16 protein-coding genes are annotated in these 20,911 nt (G+C 69.5%); 7 read left to right on the top strand and 9 right to left on the bottom strand.

What is annotated here, in order from left to right; all coding sequences use genetic code 11:
• Positions 1-40: 40 nt before the first annotated feature.
• Positions 41-2,845 (top strand): helix-turn-helix transcriptional regulator, encoded by a 2,805-nt coding sequence (locus K5L49_RS17135; protein WP_223694673.1) that lies wholly within the window; start codon positions 41-43, stop codon positions 2,843-2,845.
• A gap of 45 nt (positions 2,846-2,890) precedes the next feature.
• Positions 2,891-3,442, top strand: a complete 552-nt coding sequence (locus K5L49_RS17130; protein ID WP_223694671.1) for a hypothetical protein — start codon at positions 2,891-2,893, stop codon at positions 3,440-3,442.
• 7 nt (positions 3,443-3,449) lie between these two features.
• Here K5L49_RS17130 and K5L49_RS17125 read toward each other — a convergent pair whose 3' ends face one another.
• From K5L49_RS17125 to K5L49_RS17110, 4 genes are all read right to left on the bottom strand, one after another.
• Positions 3,450-3,998, bottom strand: coding sequence for a GNAT family N-acetyltransferase (locus tag K5L49_RS17125; RefSeq protein ID WP_223694669.1), 549 nt, complete (start codon positions 3,996-3,998; stop codon positions 3,450-3,452).
• Position 3,999: 1 nt separating this feature from the next.
• Positions 4,000-5,490, bottom strand: a complete 1,491-nt coding sequence (gene ahcY, locus K5L49_RS17120; RefSeq protein ID WP_223694667.1) for an adenosylhomocysteinase — start codon at positions 5,488-5,490, stop codon at positions 4,000-4,002.
• 63 nt (positions 5,491-5,553) lie between these two features.
• A complete protein-coding gene (locus tag K5L49_RS17115) occupies positions 5,554-6,993 on the bottom strand; it encodes a phosphomannomutase/phosphoglucomutase (protein WP_223694666.1) in 1,440 nt (479 codons plus the stop codon).
• Entirely contained in the window at positions 6,990-7,211 is a 222-nt protein-coding gene (locus K5L49_RS17110) for a DUF3499 family protein (RefSeq protein ID WP_223694664.1), read from the bottom strand. The genes K5L49_RS17115 and K5L49_RS17110 overlap by 4 nt, the downstream gene beginning before the upstream one ends.
• Positions 7,212-7,253: 42 nt before the next feature.
• Here K5L49_RS17110 and K5L49_RS17105 point away from each other — a divergent pair, with 42 nt between their 5' ends.
• Positions 7,254-7,697, top strand: coding sequence for a metallopeptidase family protein (locus tag K5L49_RS17105; protein WP_223694662.1), 444 nt, complete (start codon positions 7,254-7,256; stop codon positions 7,695-7,697).
• A 15-nt stretch (positions 7,698-7,712) separates the two neighbouring features.
• Here the strand turns inward: K5L49_RS17105 and K5L49_RS17100 are convergent, their stop codons facing one another.
• From K5L49_RS17100 to K5L49_RS17080, 5 genes are all read right to left on the bottom strand, one after another.
• Positions 7,713-9,143: a DUF5719 family protein gene (locus K5L49_RS17100; RefSeq protein ID WP_223694660.1), complete on the bottom strand. Its 1,431-nt coding sequence runs from the start codon at positions 9,141-9,143 to the stop codon at positions 7,713-7,715.
• 906 nt (positions 9,144-10,049) lie between these two features.
• The gene (locus K5L49_RS17095) at positions 10,050-12,458 is read right to left on the bottom strand and encodes a glycosyltransferase family 2 protein (RefSeq protein ID WP_223694658.1); all 2,409 of its coding nucleotides are present in this window, start codon (positions 12,456-12,458) and stop codon (positions 10,050-10,052) included.
• Between the two features lie 74 nt (positions 12,459-12,532).
• Complete coding sequence (locus K5L49_RS17090; RefSeq protein WP_223694656.1) at positions 12,533-12,853, bottom strand: WhiB family transcriptional regulator; 321 nt, start codon at positions 12,851-12,853, stop codon at positions 12,533-12,535.
• Positions 12,854-13,038: 185 nt separating this feature from the next.
• Complete coding sequence (gene galE / locus K5L49_RS17085; protein ID WP_223694654.1) at positions 13,039-14,001, bottom strand: UDP-glucose 4-epimerase GalE; 963 nt, start codon at positions 13,999-14,001, stop codon at positions 13,039-13,041.
• A gap of 106 nt (positions 14,002-14,107) precedes the next feature.
• Positions 14,108-15,286: an acyl-CoA dehydrogenase family protein gene (locus K5L49_RS17080; protein WP_223694652.1), complete on the bottom strand. Its 1,179-nt coding sequence runs from the start codon at positions 15,284-15,286 to the stop codon at positions 14,108-14,110.
• Between the two features lie 125 nt (positions 15,287-15,411).
• Here K5L49_RS17080 and manA point away from each other — a divergent pair, with 125 nt between their 5' ends.
• The 4 genes from manA (at position 15,412) to K5L49_RS17060 (ending at position 20,896) form a co-directional block, all read left to right on the top strand.
• The gene (gene manA, locus K5L49_RS17075) at positions 15,412-16,632 is read left to right on the top strand and encodes a mannose-6-phosphate isomerase, class I (RefSeq protein ID WP_223694650.1); all 1,221 of its coding nucleotides are present in this window, start codon (positions 15,412-15,414) and stop codon (positions 16,630-16,632) included.
• A 45-nt stretch (positions 16,633-16,677) separates the two neighbouring features.
• A complete protein-coding gene (locus K5L49_RS20565; RefSeq protein WP_223694648.1) occupies positions 16,678-18,012 on the top strand; it encodes an O-antigen ligase family protein in 1,335 nt (444 codons plus the stop codon).
• A 10-nt stretch (positions 18,013-18,022) separates the two neighbouring features.
• On the top strand, positions 18,023-19,330 hold the full coding sequence (locus K5L49_RS17065; protein WP_223694646.1) for an exopolysaccharide production protein: 1,308 nt from the start codon (positions 18,023-18,025) through the stop codon (positions 19,328-19,330).
• A gap of 93 nt (positions 19,331-19,423) precedes the next feature.
• Entirely contained in the window at positions 19,424-20,896 is a 1,473-nt protein-coding gene (locus K5L49_RS17060; RefSeq protein WP_223694644.1) for a hypothetical protein, read from the top strand.
• The last annotated feature ends 15 nt before the right edge of the window (positions 20,897-20,911 follow it).

Below are 20,911 nucleotides of genomic sequence, written 5' to 3'. Positions count from 1 at the left end.
CGTGCTTTCCGGCGACGGCCCGGCGCTACCCTGAAGCGAAATGATGCTCTTGGGAGACGACGCCCCGGCCGGCGAGGCACCGGACGGGCCGCAGGCCGAACTGGCCGGAGTGCTGCTGGCCGCCGCACGTGCCGGAGGCCCCGCGAGACGCTTCCTCCTGCGGGGCGGCCCCGGCTCCGGCAAATCCTGGGTGCTCGACCGGTTCGTCCGCGGGCTGCCGGCCGAGACTCTTCTGCTGACCTGTGCCGGGCATCCGGCCGAGACGCGCCTGCCGTTCGCGGGGCTGCACGAGCTCGTGTCGGGCCTGCCGCTCGACGCGCTCCCGCCGACCCAACAACAGGCCCTGGGGCGGGCCATCGGCGGTGAACCCGGTGAGCCCGAAGATGCGCTTGCCGTCTCGGCCGGACTCCTCACCCTGGTGACGGACGAGGCGCGCAGCCGGCCGGTCGTGATCGTCGTCGATGACGCCGATTGGCTCGACAAGTCCACGCGTTCGAGCCTCCTCTTCCTCGCCCGGCGCCTCGACCGGGATGCCGTGACCATCGTCGCGGCCACCCGGTCGGTCGCCGCCGGAGACGATGGCGGCTTCGGGCGAGCGCGCTTCGAATCGCTCCACCTGGAACGGCTCACCCCGGCCGAAGGGCGCGCCCTGCTTCGCCGTCGATTCCCCGAGTTGAGTTCGCTCGTCGCCCACCGCCTGCTCGAACGGGCAGACGGACTGCCCCTGGCGCTGGCGCAGCTTCCGGCCGAATTGAGCCCCGCCGAACGCGCCGGAACGGCGCCACTGCCCGAGAACCGGCTCGGCGCCTCGATCGGCTCGCTCTACACCGCACGGCTCGGCCGCCTCGGCCGCGCGGGTCGACTCGCCCTGCTCATCACCTCGCTGGATGCGCTGACGACACCGGAGCTGGCCCGCGCCCTGGCGGAAGCCGGGCTCACCCTCCCCGACCTCGACCGCGCACTCGCCAGCGGGCTGGCCGTCGAGACCGCCGCGGGCATCCGGCCCGCACATCCGACCGTGCTGCCCGCGGTGGAGGCCGCCGTGCCGCGAACGGATCGCGAACGCGCGTTGCGCGGAGTCATCGCGGCGCTGGCCTCCGACCGGGGACGCCAGGCCGCGCACCTCGACGCGGTGACGACCGGCACCGACGAGGTCGTCGCGGGCGCGCTGCAGGAGGCGGCGGAACAGGCCTGGCAGCGAGGCGCATATGCCGAGTCCGCCCGTTGGTGGGTGGCGTCGGCTGCCCGCACCCCCGTGCCCGAGCGGGCTCATGCCAGGTTGAGCGACGCGCTCCCGCCCCTGCTCCGCTGCGGTGCCGGCGCCGAGACGATCGCGGTGATCGACCGGCTGAGTGCCGAGGCGACGACCCCGGCCGAACGGGCGCGGTTCCTGACGCAGCGACTGGTCGCCGAACTGTTCACGCACACGACGCCGACGCCGACGCCCGTCGTCGTCGTCGCGGCGCGGGCGGTCGCTGCGGAGGCGCCGTCAGCCGCGTTCCATCTGCTCGCAAGTTCCGCCTACATCGAGACGACGGCGGGACGGGTGCGATCGGCCAAGGCGCTGGCCGACCTCGCCCGGACACTGGTCCCTACCGCGGAGTCCGGCCTGACGGATCGGCTCGTGCTCGAAACAATCGACGACCTCTCCGGCGAGGAAGCCGCCGACGCTCTTCTCACCTCCGACTGGGACGGGGGCCTCAGCGACGCCGAGCTGTGCGACCCGGCCGTCCCGCTGCCGCTCATCCTGAACCACCTGGTCTGGACCGGCGGATCCATCGTGGTCGACCGCATTCTCGCCCGGCAACGCGACGCCCTGGAGCGCGGCGGCTATCTCAGCCTGCTCGGGCTCTGCGACGGTCTGCGCGTGCTGCTCCCTGTGCTCCGCGGCGACTGGGGTGATGCGCTCGCCCGCTTCGACCGTGTCGAACGGCTCCTGCTCGACACGGACTTCACCGGACCGCTCCCCTACATCCAGCTGCAGCACGCCGGACTCCTTGCGGCCCGCGGCGAGGAAGATGCCTGCCGCGCCCTGGTCGACCGTGCCGTTCCCGCGCCGACCGAGGCCACACCGATCCACCGCTACGCGCGACTGTGCATTCTGGGGCGTCTCGCGCTGACGAGCGGGAGCACAGAGGAGGCGGCAAGCCTGCTCCTCGCGGCCGCCGATACACAGAGCGAGCTGGGGATGGTCGAACCGGGGTTCTTCGACTCGTTCGGCGACCTGTTCGAGGCGTTCTGGCGCCTTCGTCGCGGCGCAGAACTCCTCGACCGTCTCGACACGCTCCACGACCACGCTGAGGCGACGGACCGCCACAGCGCCCTGGCGGTGGCGCTGCGGTGCCGCGGACTCGAAGCCGACCCCGACGATGTCGACGCCCTCTTCGCGAGATCCCTCGCCGAACACGCGGTCGACCCCAACGCCTTCGAGACGGCCCGAACCGAGCTGAGCCACGGACAGAAGCTGCGCCGCGTGCGACGCAAACGCGATGCACGCGAGCCGCTGCACCGCGCCCTCACCACGTTCGAAGCGCTCGGCGCCGGCCCGTGGGCCGCGCTGGCCCGCGCAGAACTCGCCGCCTGCGGCGAACGCCGCGCCACAGCGGCGGCACCCGGGATCCTCGATGCGCTCACCCCGCAGGAGTGGGCCGTAGCCCAAGCCGTCGCGGACGGTCTGAGCAACCGGGAGACCGCATCCCGGCTGTTCCTGTCAGTGCGGACTGTCGAATACCACCTCGCCAACGCCTATCGGAAGCTTGCCGTGAGCAGCCGCGGGGAGCTCGCGTCTCGGCTGGCGGCCGAACTCGCTCCGGCACCCGGCGAGCGGCGCATCACACCCCGGTAGTGCCCACGGATGCGCGACCGATGACCCGGCAGTCAGACTCGCCTCATGAACAGGTCTCGTCTCGGTGCGCTGTGCGCTGCCCTCGCGCTCCCGATCCTTCTTGTCGGATGCAGCGCGGGAGGTGCGCCGGCCGCTCCCACGGTGGCGTCGACGACCTCTGCGACGAAGGCCGCCGCACCCACGACCGCCCCGGTCGCAGGCTCGGGTGGCGGTTCGGCGGCATGCTCCCGGCTGACATCGGCGCAGATCCAGTCGATCAGCGGAGTCCAGGTCGACGGCGGCGCCTCGGCGGCGAAGGCCAATACCGACCTCGGCGGTGCGAGCTCCTGTGTCTGGAAGGGACCGGCGGGACCGGTGGTGACGGTCGCCCTGTTCCCCAAGACGAGCACGGTCGGCGGCGCAGCGAATATCGACGACATGGGAGACGGCTCGCTCACGGTGACCATACCCGGCGCGAAGAAGGCGGTCGCGGTCTCGACCGGCGGAGGGGTCATCCTCGATGCCGAGACCACCAGCGGCGACTACGTGCAGGTATTGGCCTACCACCTGACCACGGACCAGGCCGTTTCGCTCGCAACCCTTGTGCTGAAGTCCTGACGGCCGATCAGTCGTGCAGGATCCGTTGGAACAGCACGTGGTCCTGCCAGCGCCCTGCGATCTTCAGGTAGGCCGGGGCGACGCCGATCCGCTCGAACCCGGTGCGCGTCAGTACGGTCTGCGACGCGTGGTTGTGCAGCAGGGTCGCGGCCTGGATGCGGTGCAGACCGTAATCATCACGCGCGACCTCGATCACGGCGTGCAGTGCGGCTGAGGCGAGACCCCGTTTGGTGTGGTCGCGATCCAGCCAGTAACCGACAGTCGCGCTCTGGAAAGCCCCACGCACGATCGAGCTCAGATTGACCAATCCCGCGATCGACTCCCCGTCGGCCAGGACGAGTGGGAGCGCCGTTCCCTGGTCGCGGAGGGCGAGAAGCTCACGGGTGTGGGCGAGCTGGCGGATGTCGGTGTAGAAGTCGTCCTCGCGCTTCGGATCCCACTGGGCGAGATGCCCGCGGTTGCGGGAGTAGGCGGCGGCGAGCGCCGGAGCGTCCTCCTCGGCGCGCACGCGGAGAACCAGACCGCCGGGGAGCTCCCGGTCGGAAAACGGCAGCACGTCAGTACCGGTAGTGGTCGACCTTGTACGGGCCTTCCACGGGGACGCCGATGTAGGCGGCCTGCTCGTCGGTGAGGGTGGTCAGCTCGACCCCGAGGGCGGCGAGGTGCAGGCGAGCCACCTTCTCGTCGAGGTGCTTCGGCAGCACGTAGACGCCGATCGGGTATTTCTCGGGCGAGACGAAGAGCTCCAACTGCGCGAGCACCTGGTTGGTGAACGAGTTGCTCATCACGAAGCTGGGGTGGCCGGTGGCGTTGCCCAGGTTCATCAGTCGGCCCTCCGACAGCACGAGCACGCTGCGACCTGTGGGCAGCCGCCATTCGTGCACCTGCGGCTTGATCTCCACCTTCTCGGCGCCCGGGAGCACTTCGAGAGCGGCCATGTCGATCTCGTTGTCGAAGTGGCCGACGTTCGCGACGATCGCCTGGTGCTTCATGGCCAGGATGTGGTCGACTGTGATCACGTTCAGGTTGCCGGTTCCGGTGACGAAGATGTCCACCTGGTCGACGACGGATTCGATGCGCGCCACCTGGAAGCCGTCCATGGCCGCCTGCAGGGCGTTGATCGGGTCCACCTCGCTCACGATCACCCGCGCGCCCTGCCCGCGGAGCGCCTCGGCGGCGCCCTTGCCGACATCGCCGTACCCGGCGACGAAGACGATCTTGCCGCCGATCAGCACATCCGTCGCCCGGTTGAGCCCGTCGGGCAGCGAGTGCCGGATGCCGTACTTGTTGTCGAACTTGCTCTTCGTGACCGAGTCGTTCACATTGATGGCCGGGAAGAGCAGCTCGCCGTCGCGCGCCAGCTCGTAGAGGCGGTGCACGCCGGTCGTCGTCTCCTCGGTGACGCCGATGAGGTCGGCGGCGACGTTCGTCCAGCGATCGGGCGACTCGGCGAGCGAGTCGCGCAGAGCGGCGAGGATCACACGGTACTCGTGGCTGTCGCCGTCGGCGTCGGCGGGCACAGTGCCCGCCAGCTCGAACTCGCGACCACGGTGGACGAGCAGCGTCGCGTCCCCGCCGTCGTCGAGGATCAGGGAGGGGCCGGTCCACTCGGCGCCGGCGGCCGCTGCCTCAGCGGACCAATCGAAGATCCGCTGGGTGCACCACCAATAGTCTTCGAGCGTCTCGCCCTTCCACGCGAACACCGGAACACCGGCGGGTGCCTCAGGGGTGCCGTTCGGGCCGACGGCGATCGCCGCGGCCGCATCGTCCTGCGTGGAGAATATGTTGCAGCTCGCCCAGCGCACCTGCGCGCCCAGCGCAACGAGCGTCTCGATCAGCACCGCGGTCTGCACCGTCATATGCAACGACCCGGCGATCCGGGCGCCGGCCAGCGGCTTGCTCGCGCCGAACTCGGCGCGAAGCGACATCAGCCCCGGCATCTCGTTCTCGGCGAGGCGGATCTGGTGGCGCCCTGCCTCGGCGAGGGAGAGGTCGGCGACCTTGAACGGAAGCACGGTACTGGTTTCTGCGACGGAGGGAGTGACCATCTCCCCATTCTCGCATCCGCCGGCCGATCCTTTTCGACGATGACGAGCAGACGCGTCGGCGCCTCAGCCCCGGATGAGGGAGAGCACTTCCTCGCGCACCCGCTCCATGGTGCGACCGTCGCCCGCCTCCACGTTCAGGCGCAGCAGCGGTTCGGTGTTCGACGACCGCACGGAGAACCACCAGAACGGCTCGTTCCCAGCGGTGATCCCGGTGACGGTCAGACCGTCGAGCTCGTCGAACTCCGCGCGACCGGTGAACGCCTCCACGACGCGCGTGAACGCGGCCGGCACATCGGCGACCGTCGAATTGATCTCGGCCGACATCGGGTACGGCGTGAACTCGGCCGAGATCGCGGAGAGCGGACGCTCCTGCGCACCGAACTCAGCAAGCAGATGCATGGCGGCGAGCATGCCGTTGTCGGCGCTCCAGAAGTCGCGGAAATAATAGTGAGCCGAGTGCTCCCCACCGAACACGGCGCCGGATTCGCGCATCGCGTCTTTGATGAGCGAGTGCCCGACGCGGGTGCGCAGCGGGGTCGCCCCGGCGGCGGCGATGGTCTCGGGCACGATGTTCGACGTGATCAGGTTGTGGATCACCGTGATCTCGGCTTCGGGGTCGGCGGCCCGCGCCCGGCCGATCTCGCGCAGCGCCACGACGGCGGCCACGGCGGAAGGAGTGACTGCGTCGCCCTTCTCGTCGACCACGAAACAACGGTCGGCGTCGCCGTCGAAGGCGAGGCCGAGGTCGGCTCCGTGCTCCACGACTGCGCGCTGCAGGTCGACGAGATTCTTCGGCTCCAGCGGGTTCGCCTCGTGGTTCGGGAACGAGCCGTCGAGCTCGAAATACATCGGCACGATCGTGATCGGCAGTGACGACAGGCCGGCCGCCTCGCCGAGCACGGCCGGCACCGTGAGCCCGCCCATCCCGTTGCCCGCGTCGACGACGACAGTGATCGGGCGGATGCTGGAGAGGTCGACCAGGGAGCGCAGGTACGCGGCGTAATCGGCGAGCACATCCTGCTCGCGAAGGGAACCGGTCTCCGCGACGGCGTCGATGCCGTCGTGCAGGTAGACCGCGGCGCGATCGCGCACCGCGGCGAGGCCGGTGTCGCGGCTGAGCCCCTGGGCGCCGGCCCGGGAGAGCTTGATGCCGTTGTAGGTGGCCGGATTGTGGCTGGCGGTGAACATGGCCGCGGCCGCGTTCAGCGAGCCCGAGGCGTAGTACGACTCGTCGGTCGAGCAGAGCCCGATCGAGACGACATCACCCCCGCGCGCCCGCACACCCGCCGCGAAAGCAGCAGCGAAGGCAGGCGACGAATCCCGCATGTCGTGCCCGATGACCACGTCTTGACCGGCAGCACCGACCTCGTCGACAAAGGCCGCGCCGATCGCGGAGACGACCTCCTCGGTGAGGTTCGTTCCGACGAGACCGCGCACGTCATAGGTCTTGACGACGGTGTCGAGCGCGGTACGGATCTGATCGGGGGTGGAGGAGGTGCTCATCCCCCATAACCTACTTCACCGAACACTTCGTGGCGCACGACCTGCCAGCCCTGCGGCGCGCTCAACCGCTCGGCATGCTGGGCGCACAGATCGTAGGTGTGGGGTTCGTGACTGAGGCTGAGCGGCCCGAGCACGGCCATCGAATCCGAGTACACATACGTGAGCGTGGCCACGGCGTCGCGTGGGCACGCCACACGGGAACAGGGGCGGCTCGACATCGCCCTCAGAATACCCGAGCGCCGGCGACGTAAGATGACGACATGCCCCGCAACCGCGTCCCCAGCAGCGAGCCGCCGGCGACCACCCGCTGGCGGAGCCGGCACGGGCGCGGCGCACGGGGCCCGGTCACCGGGCCACATCTGCCGATGCTGGACAACCGCATCGACGCCTTCGACATGACCGTCGCCTCCACGGCCGACTACCTGAAGGGAATCTGGCCGCGCGAACTCGCCGATGTCCACTTCGAGGTCGCCGCGACGCCGATCGGGGTCACCGGCGAAGACGGAGTCGACCGCTGGCACGTGGATCACGCCCGTCGTCGAGTGCTGTTGTACCGGGTGCCGATCCAGCGGCTCGCGAAACTCCACCGCAACGACGATCTCCACCGCCGCATGTACGTCGAAGGATGCGTCTTCCGTGCCGTTGCCGAGCTTCTCGGCAAAGACCCGTGGGATCTGGCACCGGAGCGCTTCCGCCACTTCTAGGCCGGCCGGGTCTGATCAGCGGGGGTAGACCTCGATCGGCGCCGCGAGCGGCCCGGGAGGGCTCAAGGCGAACGAGCTGCTCCGACCGTCGGCGGCGTAGCTCACGCTGACGACCATGCCGTCTGCGCCACTCACCGTCACGATTCCCGCGGCGACGGACCGGTTGGCCGAGCCTTCGGCGGGTACCGCGAGCGTCGACGACGTCCCGTTCTCATCGGTGAGCGTGACCTTCACGTTCTTCTCGCCCGTGTTGGCGAAATGGAGGAGCGGGCCGGGCCCGGGCGTGACCGCCACGAGGAAGTCGTCGGCCATCGGCGGTGAAGAGACGAACCAAGCGAAGTCGCGCGCTTTGGCTCCGATCACCGAGGTGCGCGCAGCGGCGACGATCGGATGCGTCGAACGCACCGTGACCGTGTAGTTGCCGTCTTTCAGCCCGTCGAGCGGGATCTCGGTGACGACGCCTGCTTTGACCGTCGCCGAGTAGGCGTTCCCGGCAGCCGTGCCGTTCTCCCCGACCGCACCGACGGTCACGCTCGAATCCTGGTCACCGGGGACGAACACCCGGACGGCCGGAAGGTCGGTGCCGTATCCCTCACCGGATTGACCGGCCTCGACCTTTGCCAGTGTGGCGATCGTCATCCCGGAGATCACCTGCGTACGTTCCGGTGCCGCCGTCGCGCCGGTCAGTTCGACGCCGCGCGGATCGATCCCCTGTTCGAAGCTCTGCTGAAGGGAGGCGAGAACCTGACCGCCGGTGCTCTGCACGTGCACGACGGGGGCCGCGGCGCTCGGGGCGAGACCGGCGAGCGGGATCACTTTCTGTGCGCCTGCGGGAACCACGATCCCGATCGCGCCGGGCGCGTCGACCGCGCCCGCCTCCGAATAGATGGTGAGGGTGACGGTGGCCTGCACCGACGTGGGGTTGGAGAGCAGCACCAGGCTCGTCTGGCCGAGAGAGGTGGATCCCGCCACCAACCAGCTGTCGGCGCTCGCCTCGTCGCAGGACGCCGCGGCGAGGCCGGCGAGGTCGGGGGTCTGGGCGAGCTGCAGCTGCGAGCCGGCGACGAGCGGAGGTGTGGACGCACCGGACGGTGTCGGAACGGTGAGCACCTCCGGCGCCCAATACGAGTCGGTTGCGGTCGAGTCCGACTTCAGGCGCCGGGTCTGAACGCTGGGCCCGTCGGTACCGTCGGTGGTGTCGGCGCCGGCGAAGGCGCTGGGCGCGTTCGCGTCACCGGCATCGGCACCGAGTGCGAGGAGCGGACCGGGGCAGACCCGCTGCTGGTCGGCCGGAACCGGCTTCACCGTGGAGACGGGGGCGGCGATCTGGAACGAAGGCAGGGGCAGGAAGGTCGCCCCGGCGACCGCGACCACCGCCACTCCGACGCCGATCACGCCGGTGAGGGCCCGGATGCTCACCCGGGCGATTCCGCGCTTGTCAGCCATGGGCGCCTCCGTCCGGTCCGCGCCGGGGGCGGATGATCGTCTCGTCGAGGCCCTCCTCCAGGGTGGTGGGGGTCTCGCGCGGTGTGGTGTGCTCGAGGGAAGCGGGGTCGGTCTCGAAAGCGGGGGCGGGGGCGGCCTCAGCTTCGAGGGCGCCATCGTCGGGATCGGCCACGGGATGCGGCCCGGGCTCCGGCGTCGGCTGCGACTCGGGGGCCTGCTCCTGCTCGTGCTCCTTGATGTCCGCGGGCGGCGGCTCTTCCGCGGACGTCGCGGGATCATCGATCGTCTCGACGGCGGCCGATTCGACGGCGGCCGATTCGACGGCGGCTTCATCGGCCGGTTCCGCCTCGTAAGCGGCAAGACTCTCGTTGGCGGGGCTCTCGGGCTCGGCGGTTTCGACCACGTCCTCCGGCTCGACCACGGGCTCCGGCTCGACCGCCTTCGCAGCGCCGCGGCCACCGCGCCGGTTCGGCCGCCTGGCGTTCAGCTCCGCCACCCGGTCGGCCGAGCGTCGCGTCGGAAGAGACATGAGTAGCGCGAGGCCGACGACCACGCCCTGTACGACGAGAACGAGGATGCGCCAGATCCCCCCGGCGTTCGCCGGGATCGCGGCGGCAGCCGGGACCTCCGAGGTGCCCCGATCGAACGCCCACAGCTGTCCGTTCGCGGTGATGCCGACGCCGACCAGGAGAGGGTTCGCGTCGAGCGCCGTCGAGGCGCGCGCTGCCGTCGCCTTCGCCTGGCCACTCACCGCGGTCTCCTCGGTCGTCGACACGTCGAGCGAGGTGACTGCGGGGGCGAGGAGCACGAAGTCGACGCCGAGCTCGCGCATCCGGCTCGTCGCGTCGTATCCGCTTTGGGAAGCGAGGTTTCCCGCGAGGGCCGCCAGCTGTCGTTGCGCCGGTGTCAGCTCCCGTTCCGTCGAGCTGAGTGTGCTCTGCGCGTCGAGGGTCTGGCCCGCGCCGCGGATGAGTTCCGCCGCGAGACCGCCATCAGGCTCGGGCGTGAGCCGGAGCGTGCCGATGCGCGGCTGTGTCGAGGCCTTCGCCGTGACGACGGCGGGCATCGCGCGGCCTCCCCCGCCGAGATCGCCGCGTCCCCGTGCGGAAGGGCGATCGCCACCGGCACCGCCGCGACGGCGAGTGCGACAACGGCCACCCAGGCGGGGAAGACGGCAGCGCGCGGGATCGCGGAGAGCGCCAGCACGGCGGCTCCGACGAGTCCCAACCAATAGAGGCTGACGCCGGTCCCCGGCCAGATCGGCACGACCGTGGAGCCGGCCGTCGCCACCTGCAGGTGCAGCGCCGCGACGGCGGTGAGGAATCCGGTGAGCGCCACGACGAGCGCCGCGATCGCCCGGCTCGACCCGCGGAGGAAGAGCGCCAGAATCGCGAGCACGCCGAGCGGCGCGAGCAGGATCGGCACGAGGATGTTCGGCGCGGCCAGCGAAAGCTGAAGCTGCGACGCCAGCGTGTGCCAGCCTCCGAGCGTCCCGTCGGGGAACCCGAGGGCGAGCTGCCAGGCCGGCGCCTGCCGAGCATCCTGGGCGACGCCGGGATCGGCGAAGATCGACAGCCAGGCGCCGCGGCTGAGCTGCTGCCACACGAGTGGGGCATACAGCACGATCGCCGGCAACGGGATGAACGCGATGCGGGCTGCGCGCCGCCCCGCGAACGCGAGGGCGGCGATCCAGGCCACGAGAAGTGCGGGGATGAGGATGGGAGCGCACGCCGCCGTCGCAGCCGCCAAGAGGGCGGTCACTGCGCTTGCCGCCCAGGAGCGACGGGCGGCGAGACCGGCGAAGAACAGCCAGGGAAGCACGATGTGGGCGAGCACGGCGGCCGGGCGGCCGTCTTGCAGCGCCACCAGGAGCGTCGGAGCGATCGCATACGCCAGCCCGGCGAAGACGCGCAGCAGCGTGCGGTTGGTGAGCCGGGCCGCGGCGAGCCAGGCGCCGAGTGCGGCCAGCGGCAGTGCCGCGAAGTACAGCGCGACCAATGCGAACGAGGGGTTCCAGAACGTGATCGAACCGAGCACCGCCAGGACGGCCGAGAACGGGTCGGCGGCGCCGACGAAGCCGAGCCCGACATCCCGCCAGCCGTAGCCGAGTTCCGCCCACAGCTGGCCGACCGAGGGCGAGAGCTGGAGGATTCCTCCGCCGGAGACCGTGCCGCTGCCGAGCAATGGGAAGAACAGAACGAGGCCGATCACGAGGGCGGCGAGAACGGTCCACCCTCCCCCGGTGCCGAAGAAGTCGAGTTCCTGCCGCTCGCCCTGCTGACCGACCAGCGCGGCCTCCCGTTTGAGGGCGCGGGCGCGTCGGGCCTCGGGCAGCGGGATGCGCAGCGGTGCGATCGCCGCCCAGCCGACGGCCTTGTTCGTGGCCAGTGTGCGGCGCGCGTTGCCCACCTTCATTCCGGAGAAGGCGACCCGGAACGCGGCGGCGAGTTCGCCGCCGACGGCACCCGGCTCCTTGCGCAGGATGCGACCGAGCGATCGGACGATGGCGAGCGGCACGAGACTGAGCCAATGGAGGGGAACGGCCGCCCCCGGTGCGTAAACCATCCGGCGGTGGAGCTGCGCCGCCCGTCGCTCCTTGGCGAGGCGCCGCCGAACCCGCCACTTGCTGGAGAGGTTGGGGCCCGCGATCCCGTCGCCGGCGAGTGCGACCCGGGCCGGGGCCACCAGAACCACTCGGAACCCGGCGAGTCGCACCCGCGTGCAGAAGTCGAGCCCGTCGTCGGCCGTCGGCAACCCCGGGTCGAATCCGCCCAGGGAGTCCCAGAGGGTCTGCCGAACGATGAGCCCGGCGGACGACACGGCGAGCACATCGCTCAGCCCGTCGTGCTGCGCCTGATCCATCTCGTTCTCGACGAGCGGGACGGCCGCGCCGAACGTCGTCATCGCCTCACCGAACTCACGGATGAACGTGGGGTCGTCCCAGTCCACGAGCTTGGGTCCGGCCGCCGCGACCGATGGGGAGACCTCCACTGCGTCGAGCAACGCTTCGAGCGCTCCCGGCTCGGGGGCCGTGTCTTGCGCGAGGAGCCAGAGCCATTCGTGGTCGGAGGTCGGCGGTGCCGTGACGCGCACGGCGGTGGCGACCGCCGCGCCGAACGGGAGCCGCTCCGCAACCGAGAGGAGGTGGGTGGGCCGGGCCGCGGCGAGCAGCTGTGCGGCATCGTCGGTCGCGGCGCAATCAACGGCGATCACGACATCCGGCTGCCTGGTCTGGGCCGCGAGGGCGTCGAGAGTTCGCTGAAGGTGGGGTCCGCCGCTCTGGGCGACGACGATGGCAGTGACTCTCGGATACATCGGGAGCCAGCCTAAGTTGGGGTCGGGCCGATGCCGGTCAGCCGGTCGGCGCGGCGAATATTCGCGGGCAGGGACTAGCCGGCGCGCTTGCGCAGCTTGCGGCGCTCGCGCTCGGAGAGTCCGCCCCAGATCCCGAACCGCTCATCGTTGGCCAGTGCGTATTCGAGGCACTGCGAGCGGACCTCGCACGAGGAGCAGATGCGTTTCGCGTCGCGCGTCGAACCGCCCTTCTCGGGAAAGAACGCTTCGGGGTCGGTCTGGGCACAGAGCGAGTCGGACTGCCAGGCGAGCGGATTGTCGTCGTCGACATTCGCGCGAACTCCCGGAACCCCCAGTTTGACCGGATCGATGAACCAGTCGTCGGGTACCCCGGAGCGATATTCAGGAACTGTCATATCGGTCTCCCACCCATTAACTGCAAACCACGTAAGACAACGTGTTGCCATAATTACACCGTTGTCATTCGCTCACGTCAAGTCGCGAATCGTAAAGCCTTAACCCGGGGTCGAGACTTCACGACGCGCCGACGCACGACAACGATCACGACACGCCCGCCCGTTCTACCCCCGAAACCGACCGATCAGCGGGCCGATTGGCGTGCATCCCAGGCACTGCGGACCATGTCGTCGAGCGTGTGACGCATTCTCCAGTCGAGATCGCGGGCCGCCAGCTCACCCGATGCGACGATCCTCGCAGGATCCCCTGCCCGGCGCGGCCCCACTTCTGGGGTGAACCGGATCTGCGTCACGGCGGCGACGGTCGACATGATCTCGCCGACCGAGACCCCGTCGCCACTGCCCAGGTTGTAGACGGGCTCGATCGCCTCACCCGCATCGAGCCGCTTGGCCGCGGCCACATGCGAGACGGCGAGGTCGGCGACGTGGATGTAGTCGCGCACGCAGGTGCCGTCCGGGGTCGGATAGTCGTCGCCATTGATCCGAGGAGCCCGGCCTGCGACGAGAGCGTCGAAGACGAGGGGGAAGAGATTGTGGGGGCTGGTGTCGCGCAGTGCGGGATCGCCCGAGCCGACGACATTGAAGTAGCGGAGCGATGTGTGACGCAGCCCCGCGGCGACGGCCTGGTCGCGCAGCAGCCACTCGCCGATCAGCTTCGACTCGCCGTACGGCGACTCCGGGCTCTTCGGCGTGCTCTCCGTGACGAGATCCACATCCGGCGTTCCATAGACCGCGGCGGACGACGAGAACACGAGGGCATCGACGCCGGCCTCCTGCATCGCCGCCAGCAGCACGGCCATCGCCGTGACGTTCTGCTCATAGGTGTGCAGCGGGCGCTGCACCGAGACACCGGCGTACTTGAAGCCGGCGACATGCACGACACCGCTCACGCTGTTCTCGGAGAAGACCTTTTCGAGAAGGGCGCCGTCGAGCAGGGTGCCCCGATAGAAGGGAACGCCGGCCGGGACGAACTCCTCATGGCCGCTCGACAGATCGTCCACCACGACGACGTCGATCCCTTCGGCGCGGAACGCCCGAACGATGTGCGAGCCGATGTATCCGGCCCCTCCGGTCACCAACCACGCCACCTGACGCACCTCCCAGTCATGCCGGCGCGCTGCCGGCCACGGGTCACACTATCGCGACGAGGTGACCGGTTCCGAGGCGGGGTCGACCACGGATGCGGGCGATGGGTCAGACGAACGCCGCATGGCCGGTGATCGAGCGGCCGACGATGAGGGTGTTCATCTCGCGCGTGCCCTCATAGGAGTAGAGCGCCTCGGCGTCGGCGAAGAACCGGGCCACGTCGTAGTCGATCACGATGCCGTTTCCGCCCAGGATCTCGCGGCACCAGGCGACCGTCTCGCGCATCCGTGCCGTGGCGAACGCCTTGGCCAGGGCGGAGTGCTCATCGCGCTGCTCGCCGCTGTCCAGCATCTCGGAGACGCGCGTGCAGAGCCCGATCGAGGCGGTGATGTTCCCGAGCGACTTGACGAGCAGATCTTGGATGAGCTGGTGGGCGCCGAGCGGCTTGCCGAACTGCTCACGCTCCTTCGAATACCGCACGGCCGCCTCGTAGGCGCCGATCGCGACGCCGACGGCAGCCCAGGCCACCTCAGCACGGGTGAGGCGCAATACGGCCGCGGTGTCTTTGAAAGAGTTCGCGTTCTGCAGGCGCAGCGACTCGGGCACGACGACGTTCTCGAGAGTGATGTCTGCGTTCTGCACCATGCGCAGCGACTGTTTGCCCTCGATCTTGGTCGCCGTGTATCCCGGGGTGGCGGTGGGGACGATGAAGCCCTTGACCTGCCCGTCGTCCTCGCTCTTCGCCCAGATGATCGTTATGTCGCTGAAAGTCGCGTTGCCGATCCAGCGCTTGGAGCCGTTCAGCACCCAGGTGTCGCCGTCGCGCCGCGCCACCGTCCGCAGTCCGCGCGCCGAGTCGGAGCCCGAGAGCGGCTCGGTGAGACCGAAGGCGCCGAGCACCTCCCCGGAGGCGAGTTTCGGCAGCCATTCCGCCCGCTGCTCGGCCGAGCCGGTCACGCCGATCGCTCCGAGGGCGAGGCCATTCTGCACACCGGCGTAGGTGCTGACGGAGGCGTCGACCCTGGCCAGCTCGAGAGCCACCCAGCCGCGGAACACTGCCGAGTTCTCGAAAGCCGCCGTCTCGGGGAAACCGAGGCCGATCACGCCGGTGCGATGCAGCCCCTCACGGATCTGATGCGGGAACTCCGCCTTCTCCCAGTACTCGTTCACGACCGGTTTCACCTCGGACTCCAGGTGCGCGCGCAGATCGGCGAGGAAGCTCTTCTCCCGATCGGTGAGAAGGTTCTCGTAGCCGTAGAAGTCGCTGGCGAGGGTCTCGAAAGCCATGTCTGCTCCATTGCGTGCCGGGATGCGGATGCCGTGCGGGACGACAGCGTCAGCCTACGGAGCGTACCGGGGCGACTCAAAGCAATTGGTAGTTTGGTCTAACGATTCGAAAGGGACCGTCACGGATGTTTGTGCGCATCGGCAACACCCCCCGCGATTACGCCTGGGGCTCCACCACCGCCATCGCCGGCCTGCTCGGCACTCCGGCATCCGGGCATCCCGAGGCGGAGCTGTGGCTCGGCGCGCACCCGGGCTCGGCGTCGCGCATCCTCGACCCTGAGCAGACCGGTGGCGCCGAGGATCTCGCCGCGTGGATCGACCGAGACCCCGTCGATGCTCTCGGCGCGGCCGATGGTCGGCTGCCCTACCTGCTCAAGGTGCTCGCCGCCGCAGGGCCGCTCTCGTTGCAGGCCCACCCGTCGACCGCGCAGGCGCAAGCCGGGTTCGCGCGGGAGAACGCGGCAGGCATTCCGCTCGACTCACCCGACCGCAACTACAAGGACGCCACCCACAAGCCCGAGCTGATCTTCGCGCTGAGCGACACCTTCGCCGCCCTCTGCGGGTTCCGGGACGTGCACGGCAGCGCCGCTCTGATCGAACGTCTCGCCACCGCGGCCGCCGGCGCCGAGCGGTCGGCGATCGAGTCGTTCGCAGCGACCCTGCACGGCGAGCCGTCGCAGACGCTGCGCCGCGCCACCGAATGGCTGCTCGGCGGCGAACCCGCCGTCGCCGATCTGGTCGCCGCCGTGGTCTCCGCCGGCGATGCCGTCGACCCCGACCCGGCCGGCGACGACCTCGCCGTGGCCGCCGACACCATCCGCCTCCTCGCGACCTCCTTCCCCGGCGACCCCGGGATCGTGCTCGCGCTGCTGCTGAACCGGGTGACGCTCACGTCCGGGCAGACGCTGTATCTGCCGGCCGGCAACATCCACGCCTACCTGCACGGTCTGGGCATCGAGCTGATGGCCGCCTCCGACAACGTGCTGCGCGGCGGACTCACGCCGAAACGCATCGACGTTCCCGAGCTGGTGAGCATCCTCGATTTCTCTCCCATCACGCCCGAGCCGCTGGCGCCGGAACGCCTCGCGCCGGGTGTCGAGGTCTTCCGGCCGGACGTCCCCGACTTCGCCCTCGACCACGTCGAGCTCGGTGACGCCGTCAGAACGGCGGCCGTGGCACTCCCGGGTGCAGCGATCGCCCTCTGCACGGCGGGGTCGCTCACGCTGTCCGGTGGGAACGGGCGGATCGAACTCGCGCGCGGCGAGACGGTCTACATCACCCCGAACGAGGGCGAGCTGACCGTCGCCGGCACCGGCACCCTGTTCATCGCGACCCCGAATTCGTGAACGCAGGTATCGGATCCATCGAATCCCGGCACCTATGCTGAGGCGGTGACCTCAGCACCACACGCGCCGCGCCCCACGAGCCGCGCCCGATCCGTCGGTACCGGCGCCGGGCTCGTCGCCTTCTCCACGCTCCTGTTCTTCACACTGTTCGCCGGCGACTTCTGGCGCAACGTGATCAGCTGGTACGGCTACCTCGGCCTGGCGTTCGCCGTGGCCGTCGTGAGTGTCATTCTCCTCGTGCGCATCCGTCCGCCCTTCCTGCGGCGACGCACACCCTGGATGCTCGTCCTCTTCCTGTTGATCGCCACCGTCTCGATCGCCTGGTCGGACTATCCGGGGGCGAGCGCTCTCGGCGTCCTCGCCCAGTGGGCCACCACCGCCGGCGCGGTGTTCCTCGCCCTCTGCCTGGACTGGGCGCAGCTGCTCCGCGCGCTAGCGAACGCGTTCCGGTGGATCCTCGGGCTCTCGTTCCTGTTCGAGCTCATCGTTGCCCTGTTCGTGCGACACGGGGTCATCCCGGTGTTCCCGATGTTCACGATGCCGGCGGATGGCAAGATCCCGCAGGCGTTCTACTGGAGCCGGGGCCTGCTGTTCCACGGCGGCCAGATCCAGGGGGTCCAAGGCAACAGCAACCTGCTGGCGATGACCGCCCTGCTCGCCCTCATCGTCTTCGGCATCCAGCTGGCCGACCGCACCGTGCGCCGCGGCACCGGCATCGCCTGGATCGTCGTCGCGGTTCTCGCTCTCGGGCTCACCCGCTCCTCGACGGTCATCGTCGCCCTCCTCTTCACCGCCGTCGTGCTCGGTTTCGCCCTCTGGACCCGTCGGGTGAGCCCCGACCGGCGACGGCCGGTCTACCTCACGGCGGGCGCGCTCGTCGTGGTCGTGGCCGTGCTCGCGGCGGTGTTCTCCTCCCGCATCCCGACCCTGCTCGGCAAGAGCGAAGACCTCACCGGGCGACTCGGCATCTGGAACTCGGTCATCGACCTCGCTCAGCAGCGTCCGGCCTTCGGCTGGGGCTGGGTCAGCTATTGGGCGCCGTGGGTCTCCCCCTTCAAAGATCTCGCCGAACGCAGCGGAGTCGAATATCTGCAGGCGCACAACGCGTGGCTCGATGTGTGGCTGCAGATCGGCATCGTCGGACTCGTCGTCTTCATCCTGCTCGTGCTCACCACACTCGGACGCAGCTGGTTCGCCGCCGTCGACCGGCCGCGCACCGGTGTCGCCGACACGGGCCGGTACACGGCACTCGACCTGCTCCCGCTCCTCCTGCTCGCGGCCTACCTCGCCCAGAGCGTGGCCGAGAGCCGACTCCTGATCGAGGCCGGCTGGACCGTGCTCGTCGTGCTCGCCGTGAAGACGAAGCAGACCGCGCCGTAGGATTGCGTACATGGCCGCGACCCGTCGAACCCTGGTCCCCGTCGCGGTGACCGACTTCCTGGGGTCGGCGCGGTTCAACTCGGTGCTCTCCATGGTCGCCGTCGGGGTCGGATTCTCGACCCACGTGATCCGGGCGCTCATCGGCTGGCCCGGCCTCATCGGGGCGCTCGGCGTTCTCGTCCTGCTGGCCGTGCTCTCGTTCATCGCCCAGCGCAAGATGATCGAATGGCACGGCCTGCTGCCGCTCTCGATCCTCGTATTCGTCGGCTGGTGCGCCATCAGCGTCTTCTGGAGCGATTACCAGTGGGCGACCCTCGGCGGTGTCGTCTACCAGCTGATCTTCGCTTTCCTCGCCGTCTACATCGCCCTGGTGCGGGATGCGATCCAGATCGTCCGCGTGGTGGGCGACGTTCTCCGCTTCCTGCTGACCGTTTCGTTGGCGCTCGAGGTGCTCAGCGGACTCCTGCTCGACATGCCGATCAAGTTCCTCGCCATCCAGGGGAACATCGCGCTCGGCGGCCCCATCCAGGGCCTGTTCGGCACGCGCAACCAGCTGAGCATCGTCGCGCTCATCGCCTTCGTCACGTTCCTCGTCGAACTGCGCACCCGCTCGGTGCGGCCCGCGGTCGCCGCCGCCTCGATCACTCTGGCCGCGCTGTGCATCCTGCTCGCCCACTCCCCCGTCATCGCTGCCGTCTCCGTCGTCGTCGGGCTCGCCACAGTCGCGCTCTACGGCATCCGCCAGGTGAAAGCCGGCCACCGGGTGTTCTACCAGTGGGGTCTCGCCGTCCTCACCGTGGCAGCGCTCGTCGGGGCGTACATCTACCGCACCCGGGTGATCGACCTCCTCAACGCCCGCTCCGACTTCCAGGTTCGGTACCGGCTCTGGATCCAGATGTGGGAGCTGATCCCCCTCAACCAGACCGCCGGCTGGGGCTGGGTCGGCGCTTGGCCGACCGACCTCTCGCCCTTCACCGCGATCCAGGCCGCCACCGGCACCTACCAGTCGACCGGCCTGAACGCCTATCTCGACATCTACTTCCAGGTGGGGATCATCGGGCTGATCCTGTTCGCCGCACTCCTCGCCCTCGCATTCGGCCGCTCCTGGCTGCTCGCCTCGAACAAGCGCAGCGTCGTCTATGCGTGGGCCCCACTGGTGCTCGTAGCCCTCATCGTGACGAGCGTCTTCGAAAGCTCGATCCTCGTCGAATCCGGATGGCTGCTGCTCGTCATCTGTGCGGTCAAAGCCTCCCAGGGGATGAGCTGGCGAAACGCGCTCCCCCGCAAGGAGTCCCGCCCCCTCCCGGATCGATCGTGACCCGGCGACGGCCATTTCGTCAGCCGAACGCGGACGAAGTACCCTGGTAAGTCGACGCTCACCGCGGGCGCCGGAACCGATTCGGAGTAGTGCATGCCTTCAGCTGTGATCGTCGTGACGGGCTACGACCCGACATACCTGACGATCTTCGAGCACCTCGTGCGGTCCGAGGTCGCGGCCGGAACGGCACCTATCGTCCTCGACATCACCCGGCTGCTCGCCACTCCCGTCGACAGCTACCATCGCGGAGTCCTTAAGGCTTTCGGCATCGCCTACCCCGGTCACGACATCGAGCAGCGAATGACAGGCATCGGCGCGCGGTACGTTCGCGCCGAGACGCTGCCGGGCCACGGCGACGCGACGCGGCTCGACGACCGGCTGGAGGAGCTTCTCGAGATCGCGATCGAATCAGCGCTCATCACCTATTACCGCACCGACCGACCGGATCGGAGTCGGCGCGGTGTGGGGCGCACGGCAGACGGGCTCCGCACCGAAGGCCGCACGGTCTACCGCACCACTCGGGCGCTTCTCGACACGATCGACGACGTCGCCGTCGCTTACCTCCCTAACGGCCGATTCCCCCATCAGAAGCTCGCAACGTTGGCGTTCGCCGACGCGGGGATCACCACCAGGCACGTCGAGAAGGGCGAGGGCCCTCAGCGGGCCTACGTCCAGGAGTACGCGCCTCAGGACAGACTTCGATCGCAGGCGAGTGTCGATTCGGTCCTCGACGGCCTCAGCGCCGCCGAGATCGACGAGATCGCCGACGCCTGGCTCGCCAAACGAGCACCGGCCGCCGACTCCCAGAACCAGTTTTCGGCCTTGTGGGGCGACGAACTCCCGCCGGCCGTCGCCGCGCTGAAGCGCTCCGGCAAGCCGATCGCCGGCTTTTTCACGTCATCGCAGGACGAGTTCCAGTTCCTGGGACCGGAATGGCATCTGCACGAGTGGGACGATCAGTTCTCGGCGTTCGACCAGATCATGACGACGCTGGAGAACGCGGGTGTCGCCTGCTATCTGAGAGTGCACCCGAACCTCGCGACGAAGGCGCACGACTGTTTCGTCCGTGAACGGGCGGGAGTGCGGTGGCTGGCCGAGCGGCATCCTGATCTCGTCGTCATCTGGCACGACGATCAGGCGAACACATACGCCCTCCTCGACGCGAGCGACACCATCGTCGTCTGGTATTCCACGGTCGGCTTGGAGGCGAGCGCCCGCGGTCTGCCGACCTGGGCTGCGGCCGCGGCGCGCTATGGACTCATCGCGGACACCCGCGAACTGCTCACGCCCGCCGACCTGGACACCGTGGGAACCGGGATCTGGGAGGTGGACGCCCACCAGGCCAAGCGATTCATCGCCTATCTCGTTCGTCGGGATCAGAACGTCGTCACCGACGGCGCCGGCTGGACAAGCTGGGATCCGGCCAGGCCGCCACTTGGCGCGAAGCTCGCTGCGATCGCCGTCAGCGGCGGCACGCCCGGAGTGACGGCCGCGGTGGGATCCCTCTTCGACGTCTACCGCCACCGCAGCGTGAAAGCGAACCTGCGGGCGCTGCGTCGCCGCTAGCGCCCGCAGGTAGCC

This window comes from Leifsonia poae, assembly GCF_020009625.1.
Taxonomy (GTDB): Bacteria; Actinomycetota; Actinomycetes; order Actinomycetales; family Microbacteriaceae; genus Leifsonia; species Leifsonia poae_A.
The sequence above is the reverse complement of the archived record's forward strand: the minus strand, read 5'-3'. Positions and strand labels throughout refer to the sequence as shown.

Bases quoted from the DNA above. Each gene is read 5' to 3' on its own strand.
- K5L49_RS17100 (WP_223694660.1), bottom strand. From the start codon at position 9,143: ATGGCTGACAAGCGCGGAATCGCCCGGGTGAGCATCCGGGCCCTCACC.
- manA (WP_223694650.1), top strand. From the start codon at position 15,412: ATGTTTGTGCGCATCGGCAACACCCCCCGCGATTACGCCTGGGGCTCC.
- K5L49_RS17130 (WP_223694671.1), top strand. From the start codon at position 2,891: ATGAACAGGTCTCGTCTCGGTGCGCTGTGCGCTGCCCTCGCGCTCCCG.
- K5L49_RS17115 (WP_223694666.1), bottom strand. From the start codon at position 6,993: ATGAGCACCTCCTCCACCCCCGATCAGATCCGTACCGCGCTCGACACC.
- K5L49_RS17110 (WP_223694664.1), bottom strand. From the start codon at position 7,211: ATGTCGAGCCGCCCCTGTTCCCGTGTGGCGTGCCCACGCGACGCCGTG.
- K5L49_RS17105 (WP_223694662.1), top strand. From the start codon at position 7,254: ATGCCCCGCAACCGCGTCCCCAGCAGCGAGCCGCCGGCGACCACCCGC.
- K5L49_RS17065 (WP_223694646.1), top strand. From the start codon at position 18,023: ATGGCCGCGACCCGTCGAACCCTGGTCCCCGTCGCGGTGACCGACTTC.
- K5L49_RS17080 (WP_223694652.1), bottom strand. From the start codon at position 15,286: ATGGCTTTCGAGACCCTCGCCAGCGACTTCTACGGCTACGAGAACCTT.
- K5L49_RS17090 (WP_223694656.1), bottom strand. From the start codon at position 12,853: ATGACAGTTCCTGAATATCGCTCCGGGGTACCCGACGACTGGTTCATC.
- ahcY (WP_223694667.1), bottom strand. From the start codon at position 5,490: ATGGTCACTCCCTCCGTCGCAGAAACCAGTACCGTGCTTCCGTTCAAG.
- K5L49_RS17060 (WP_223694644.1), top strand. From the start codon at position 19,424: ATGCCTTCAGCTGTGATCGTCGTGACGGGCTACGACCCGACATACCTG.
- K5L49_RS17095 (WP_223694658.1), bottom strand. From the start codon at position 12,458: ATGTATCCGAGAGTCACTGCCATCGTCGTCGCCCAGAGCGGCGGACCC.
- K5L49_RS17135 (WP_223694673.1), top strand. From the start codon at position 41: ATGATGCTCTTGGGAGACGACGCCCCGGCCGGCGAGGCACCGGACGGG.